The following is a 7,515-nucleotide window of genomic DNA, read 5'->3' on the forward strand; positions in this document are numbered from 1 at the left end:
GTATGTGATGTTTTCTTACATAAACCAAGAAATCTCTCTTTTATAATAGTAAAATAAACGAATATTCAATTAATAAAGCATAGGAGAGATGAAAAATGAAAATATCTGATTTAAAAAAAAGCGGTCATGCCCCGTCCTTATTAGCTTCATTCCTATATTTTGATATTAGTTTCATGATTTGGGTATTATTAGGTGCGCTTGGTGTCTATATTACAAAAGATTTCGGGCTTTCTCCAGCAGAAAAGGGTCTGGTTGTAGCTATTCCCATTTTGGGAGGCTCGTTTTTCCGGCTTGTTCTTGGTTTTTTGACAGATCGCATCGGTCCACGAAAAACTGCAATCGGAGGAATGCTTGTTACGATGATTCCACTTTTTTGGGGATGGTTATTCGGAGAAAGTTTAGCAGAACTATATTTAATTGGGATTTTACTCGGAGTGGCAGGTGCAAGTTTTGCTGCAGCACTTCCTATGGCAAGCCGCTGGTATCCCCCACACTTGCAGGGACTTGCGATGGGCATCGCGGGAGCTGGTAACAGTGGAACTTTGTTTGCGACATTGTTTGGGCCGCGTATTGCAGAGTCTATTGGCTGGCATAATGTGATGGGTTTAGCATTGATTCCTTTAACCATCGTGTTTGTCATTTATATTTTAATCGCAAGGGACGCGCCATCTCAACCGCCTGCAAAACCGCTCAAGGAATATTTAAACGTATTTAAAATAAGAGATACTTGGTATTTCTGTATTCTCTATAGTGTTACTTTTGGGGGATTTGTTGGGTTTACTAGCTTTTTAAGCATCTTTTTTGTTGATGAGTATGGGTTAACAAGAGTAAGGGCCGGGGAGTTTGTCACATTATGTGTCATCGCTGGAAGCTTTTTTCGTCCCGTGGGAGGATTTATTGCCGATAAAATAGGTGGAGTTAAACTGCTTATGTTTTTATTCATTGGACTTACATTATGTATGTTTGGAATTAGCTTTCTTTATTCATTTTCTACCGTTACAATCTTACTGTTTATCGGAATGCTATTTCTTGGTATGGGCAACGGAGCTGTCTTTCAGTTAGTTCCACAGAGATTTTCTAACGAAATTGGTTTTATTACTGGCATTGTTGGAGCTGCCGGAGGTGTTGGTGGATTCTTGGTTCCTAACATACTTGGAACATTAAAACAGATTACCGGAACATACGCTACAGGATTTGTAGTGTTTTCAGCAATTGGAATTGTGGCGTTCATGATCTTGGTTCTAGCTCAGCTTTCATGGAGAAAAACGTGGGTACTTAGAAAGAATTCAGTTAAGATTTAAATCCATGTAGTTATACTGGCTTCTTTCATTTCTTGTTGGGGGGATAAAATGAATAAACAAAAGCTAGTCTTAGTAGGGAACGGAATGGCGGGATTGCGCTGCATTGAGTCGATTATAAGAAATGATCCGAATGCTTTTGAGATTACTATTTTCGGAAGTGAATCACATGTTAACTATAATCGAATCTTATTGTCGTCTGTGCTGCAAGGCAATACCTCGTTTGAAGATATTACGCTAAATGAACGGAACTGGTATACGAAGCATAATATCCAATTATACACGGGAGAAACGGTCGTAAAAATCGATAAAGAGACTCGGAAGATAAAAACAGACAAAGAAAGGGAAGTCCACTACGATAAGCTCATAATTGCCACAGGTTCTGTCCCATTTATTCTTCCAGTTACCGGTTTTGATAAAGAAGGAGTTATTGCCTTTCGGACGATTGAAGATTGCCAAAGGATGATTGAAACTTCACGGAAGTATAAAAAAGCCGTTGTCATTGGAGGAGGTTTATTAGGTCTAGAAGCAGCGAGAGGGCTGCTAAATCTTGGCATGGAAGTGATTGTCGTTCATATTTCTAGACATTTAATGGAAAGGCAGCTTGATACAACGGCATCCGTTTTGCTTCAAAAAGAGTTGGAAGACCAGGGAATGCACTTTCTTTTAAAAAAGGAGACACAGGAGATAATCGGCAATGAGCGTGTAGAGCGAGTCCGTTTTAAAGATGGAACGGAGCTGGAAGCCGATTTAGTTGTCATGGCTGCGGGAGTCAGACCGAATATACAGTTGGCCAAAGAAAGCGGAATTGATACAAATCGTGCCATTATTGTAAACGACCATTTAGAAACAAGCATCCCTCATATTTATGCGGTGGGTGAATGTGCTGAACATCAGGGCACTGTTTATGGACTGGTGAAACCTCTATATGAACAAGGAGAAATGCTGGCAAAGCACATTTGTAAGATGAAATGCCATGGATACCAGGGTTCGGTGCTTTCGACCCAGTTGAAAATATCAGGTGTTGAGTTATTCTCTGTTGGACAATTCCTAGGGGATGAAACGACGAAATCAATCACAACTTTCGATGAATTAGATGGTATATATAAAAAAGTGGTCTTTCAAGGAAAAAAAATCATAGGTGCTGTGCTTTATGGAGATACAAAGGTCAGCTCGCGATTACTTGATCTGATTTTAAAGGGGCAAGAAGTATCGACAGAGGCAAAAAGTATGCTGTTTCACTCATCAGATACGAGTGAGGGTGTAATCGCAGCTATGGCAAATCATGAAATCATTTGCAATTGTAATGCTGTTTCAAAAGGGGCAATCATTGATGCCGTTCAAAATAAAGGGTTAAAAACTGTGGAACAAATTAAACAATGTACAAAGGCTTCCGGTTCTTGCGGTGGGTGTAAGCCGGCAGTGAACGAGCTTTTGGCATTTATTCAAAGTAATCCTATTGATGATTCTAAGATACAAAAGGTAATGTGCTCATGTACGACATTAACGGAAGATGAAGTGGTGTATCAAATGCAGCTTCAAGACTTAACATCTGTTCAAGCAGTGATGGATGTTCTGGATTGGGGAAATAGCGAAGGTTGTGCAACATGCCGGCCAGCCCTGAGCTATTATTTAGGAATGATTCATCCAGAGTATGAGATTGAACAGGAAACTCTTTACATAAACGAACAAAAGAATGCAACCGTTCAAAGTGATGACAGATTCTCTGTTATCCCACAAATGTACGGCGGTATGACGAATGCGAAAGACTTGCGAAAAATTGCAAATGTTGCAGATAAATATGATATATCGCAGTTAGCCATAACAAGTGAACAAAGGATTCATTTAATGGGTGTAAAAAAAGAAGACCTTCCAGGTGTGTGGGCTGATTTAGATATGCCGTTAAGTTCGAAATATGGCAATACCGTTCACAACGTCAAAACATGTATCGGGGAACATGTTTGCCATTGTGATAAACAACAATCCATTTTACTTGCTGTAGACTTGGAAAAAAGATTGGAGCATCTATTAACACCTTACCGTATAAAGATGGGCATATCCGCTTGTATGCATAATGGTGCAGGATCAACAACGAAAGATATAGGTGTTATGGGCATTGACAGGGGCTGGGAAATCTATGTGGGCGGAAGCAGCGGGCGTAATGTACGTGCCGGTGAACTGTTATGTGTAGCCGGAACAAATGAAGAAGCGATTGAAATCATCATCGGCTTTATTCAATATTATCGTGAGACAGCTAACTATTTAGAACGTACTTGGCAATGGATTGAACGAGTGGGATTAATTCATGTTAGGGAAGTATTATTTGATAAAGAGCTTAGTCAGCAACTGTCTCAACGATTGGAAATGGCGTAGCTCGGAGAAAGCAGTGGCAAGTACACCTTTCCTTGCTTTAAGACATACGGTAAATGTAAAGATGAAAACGTTCCAAAGAAATCCATGAGTAAAGGGTGGGAGACTTGACTGAATTACTATTAAAGTATTTCCGTATGAAGCAAATTGAAGTCCAATCAGAAAAAAGATATGATACACAATGTCCATTTTGCAGCGTGCAATGTAAGATGCAGTTGCTGGAACAAACAATAGTCACAAGAAAAAAGTATATGACAATTGGAAAAGATAATCCAACCTCAGAGGGGCGCTTATGCATTAAAGGCATGAATGCACACCAACATGCGTTGCATAACGATCGAATTAAATACCCTTTGCTTAAAAAAAATGGTGAATTTGTTCGCATATCTTGGGAGGAAGCATTAAACCATATTAAGGAGAATTTCAATAAGATTCAAACGGAAGATGGTATAAATGCATTATCCGTTTACGGAAGTGCCTCCATTTCGAATGAAGAAGCTTATTTACTCGGGAAATTTGCAAGAGTAGCTTTGAAGACAAAGTATATTGATTATAATGGCCGTTTGTGTATGTCCGCGGCTGCTTCTGCTGCAAGTCAAACATTTGGTATGGACAGGGGCCTGACCAATAGCTTGTCAGAAGTTCCGTTCACAAAGTGCATTATCTTGGCGGGTACAAATATCGCGGAATGCCAACCGACAATCATGCCGTACTTTGAGAAAGCGAAAGAGAATGGGGCATATATCATTGCTGTTGATCCGCGAGAAACAGCAACAACGAAAATGGCTGACTTACATCTGAAAGTAAAACCTGGGATGGATGCCGCCTTAGCAAACGGATTATTGAAAGTAATCATTGATGAGGGGCTTATTGATGAAACATTTATTCTGGAACGTTCAAATGGCTTTAAGGAAGTTAAAGAGTATGTTTCCTCTTTAAAATTGGAAGAGATTGCATCGTTGTCTGGAGTTCCAAGCGAACAAATCCGTAAAGCAGCTACAATCTTCGGGGAAGAAAAATCAGGGATGATTTTTACAGCAAGGGGTGTTGAGCAACAAACAGATGGTTCTGCGGCCGTTCGTAATTTCCTTAATATTCTTATCGCTACAGGCAAAATCGGTAAAGTAAATTCGGGTTATGGAGCAATTACTGGACAGGGAAATGGACAGGGAGCAAGAGAGCATGGCCAAAAGGCAGACCAGCTGCCGGGGTATCGTATGATCGAAAATGAAGAACACAGATTACATATGGCAAGAATATGGGGAATCGATGTAGATGATCTGCCAAGAAAAGGTGTATCAGCATTCGAAATGATAGAGAAAATAAATGAAGGTGAAATTACCGGCATGTTTTTAATGTGCTCTAATCCTATTGTCTCTAACCCTAATGCTAATTTTGTCAAAAAGGCTTTGAAAAAATTAAAGTTTCTTGTCGCAGTAGATATGTTTGTTTCAGAAACTGCTAGATTGGCAGATTTAATTTTACCTACTTCTTCTTATTTGGAGGATGAAGGAACGATGACAAATTTAGAGGGACGAGTCACCTTGAGGGAAGCAAGTTTTTCATCACCGGGAGAAGTAAAGCATGATTGGCAAATCATTTGCGACATAGCAAAAGTTCTTGGAAAAGGGGAGCATTTCTCCTTTCAATCTGCAGAAGAGATTTTCAACGAGTTAAGAGTGGCAAGCCGCGGGGGAGCTGCTGATTATTATGGTATATCGTATGATCGTCTAAGAAAAGAAGGAGGCATTTTGTGGCCATGTCCAAACCTTGACCATAAAGGGACAAAACGGTTATTCGAATCGTCTTTTGCGCACCCAGATGGAAAGGCAGCTATGGTTGTCGTTAATAATGAGCCTATTGTTCCAAAAGAACGGACATGTATGGAGTTTCCCCTTTACTTAACAACTGGAAGGGTCATGTCACAATATTTAACAGGAGTACAAACGAGAAAAAGCTCATCATTGGCAGCAAGAAATTTTGAATCATTTATGGAAATTCATTCGGATACAGCCAAGAAATATCACATTCCAGACAATTCTTTGGTCAAAATTGAATCAAGGCGGGGAAGTATTGTTGTAAGAAGTAAATGGTCAGATACCATTCGTCATGATACTATATTCGTTCCCTTTCATTGGGCAGACTCACAAAATGTCAATCGGCTCGTGTCGCAGGATTTAGACCCGACATGCAAAATGCCTGGTTTTAAAGTCAGTGCGGTAAACGTGAATCCTATTATTGAGAAAGCGTCGAATTAAAGTGATATAACAAGGCAGGTTCTATGCTGTTTCAATGAAGATTAAAATACACACCCGAATGAAATTTCGAGGAAAAAGCATTTGTTCATGACTCATGAAAAAAGGGGCAATAGTATGGGAAAAGGTAAGGTTTATATTGTTGGTGCCGGACCTGGGGATCCAGATCTAATAACTGTCAAAGCAACCAAATGCATCGCGCAAGCAGATGTTATTCTGTATGATCGATTGGTAAATCGTGATTTGCTGCTATACGCCAAGAAGGATGCTGAATTCATTTATTGTGGTAAAGCGCCTGGTAAACATTGTGTCTCCCAAGTGGAAATTCACCAATTGTTAATCAGTAAATCAATGGAGGGGAAAATGGTCGTTCGTTTAAAGGGGGGAGATCCTTTCATATTTGGACGAGGCGCTGAGGAAGCGGAAGAGCTTGTAAAGCACGGTATTCAATTTGAAATAGTTCCTGGAATTACATCAGGAATTGCTGCGCCAGCTTATGCGGGAATTCCCGTGACGCATAGGGAGTGGGGAAGTTCCTTTGCAATTGTCACAGGACACTGTAAGAACGGTAAACTGGATAACATCCACTGGCACCATTTGGCACATGGTGTTGACACGATTGCTATTTATATGGGAATTAATAACCTTCCTTATATATGCAGTCAATTACAATCATGTGGAATGAAACCCAAAACCTCTATAGCGGTTATTGAACAAGGAACGACTGGCTTTCAACGGACCGTTACAGGCACGATCGATACAATTGTGGAGGTTGTTAAAAGGGAGGGGATCTCCAATCCCGCAATGATTGTAATAGGAGAAGTAGTGAAATTATCCGGTACATTATCATGGTTTTCAGAAAGAACAAAAGATAAGGAGTTCGTACAGAAGGAATGAATTTGGTCATTCTTTATTACCTAGCTAGTTCCCTCGGATAAAAGAGGTCAGTTCAAAATCCCATTTTAGGAATTCGGTCTCACTTCGTTAATGAAATAATATCGACCGAACAAAGTGAGACTCCCCTTTATCGCTATGAATCTCCAGTAAATGAAAAAAGGACATGGAAGATGCCATATCCCTAGCAATGTTAGATTAGTAAACAAACTTTAGGGCGAAAAAGCAAGGTGTAAATTCGGGAATAGGTTTATCGGCGTCTGAACATGTGCGCTATTGAACAAAATTGAATCGTACATATTGCCGGAAGTGACACAAAATCAATTGCGCATCCCAAAGTGAGCATTTAATTGACCTTGCAGCATTTTTTTTCGCATTTTTTCCTGTTCGATTTTTTTGTTTTCTTTTAATTTTTCCTGTCTAATTTCATTGGTTTGTACTCCATCCTCTATTTTATCGGCGATTTCCACTAATGCCTTGACGTCGGAAAAAGAGTATTTACGGTTACCTCCCTTAGACCTTTCGGGGAAAACTAGTTTTCTTTCTTCATAATAGCGGATCTGTCTATCTGATAGTCCGGTTAATTCTCTGACCACTCCTATGGAAATTACTTTTCTGTCTATATAAGATTCTTTTTGCTGGACGATGAAAATCACCTCATTTTTGATTAATGCTAGATCAATAAGGATATTATATCC

General features: G+C 39.7%; 5 protein-coding genes. 4 read left to right on the plus strand and 1 reads right to left on the minus strand.

Annotated elements, in window-relative coordinates; all coding sequences use genetic code 11:
* The first annotated feature begins 95 nt into the window (after positions 1-95).
* The 4 genes from ACFWE9_RS24860 (at position 96) to cobA (ending at position 6,820) form a co-directional block, all read left to right on the plus strand.
* The gene (locus tag ACFWE9_RS24860) at positions 96-1,301 is read left to right on the plus strand and encodes a nitrate/nitrite transporter (RefSeq protein WP_377359323.1); all 1,206 of its coding nucleotides are present in this window, start codon (positions 96-98) and stop codon (positions 1,299-1,301) included.
* A 48-nt stretch (positions 1,302-1,349) separates the two neighbouring features.
* The gene (gene nirB / locus ACFWE9_RS24865; RefSeq protein ID WP_377359325.1) at positions 1,350-3,671 is read left to right on the plus strand and encodes a nitrite reductase large subunit NirB; all 2,322 of its coding nucleotides are present in this window, start codon (positions 1,350-1,352) and stop codon (positions 3,669-3,671) included.
* Positions 3,672-3,775: 104 nt separating this feature from the next.
* Positions 3,776-5,926 (plus strand): assimilatory nitrate reductase catalytic subunit NasC, encoded by a 2,151-nt coding sequence (gene nasC / locus ACFWE9_RS24870; protein ID WP_377359327.1) that lies wholly within the window; start codon positions 3,776-3,778, stop codon positions 5,924-5,926.
* A gap of 114 nt (positions 5,927-6,040) precedes the next feature.
* Positions 6,041-6,820 (plus strand): uroporphyrinogen-III C-methyltransferase, encoded by a 780-nt coding sequence (gene cobA, locus ACFWE9_RS24875; RefSeq protein WP_230155933.1) that lies wholly within the window; start codon positions 6,041-6,043, stop codon positions 6,818-6,820.
* 317 nt (positions 6,821-7,137) lie between these two features.
* Here cobA and ACFWE9_RS24880 read toward each other — a convergent pair whose 3' ends face one another.
* Entirely contained in the window at positions 7,138-7,464 is a 327-nt protein-coding gene (locus ACFWE9_RS24880) for a MerR family transcriptional regulator (RefSeq protein WP_230156142.1), read from the minus strand.
* Positions 7,465-7,515: the final 51 nt, after the last annotated feature.

Source organism: Peribacillus sp. NPDC060253 (assembly GCF_042727425.1).
Lineage (GTDB): Bacteria > Bacillota > Bacilli > Bacillales > DSM-1321 > Peribacillus.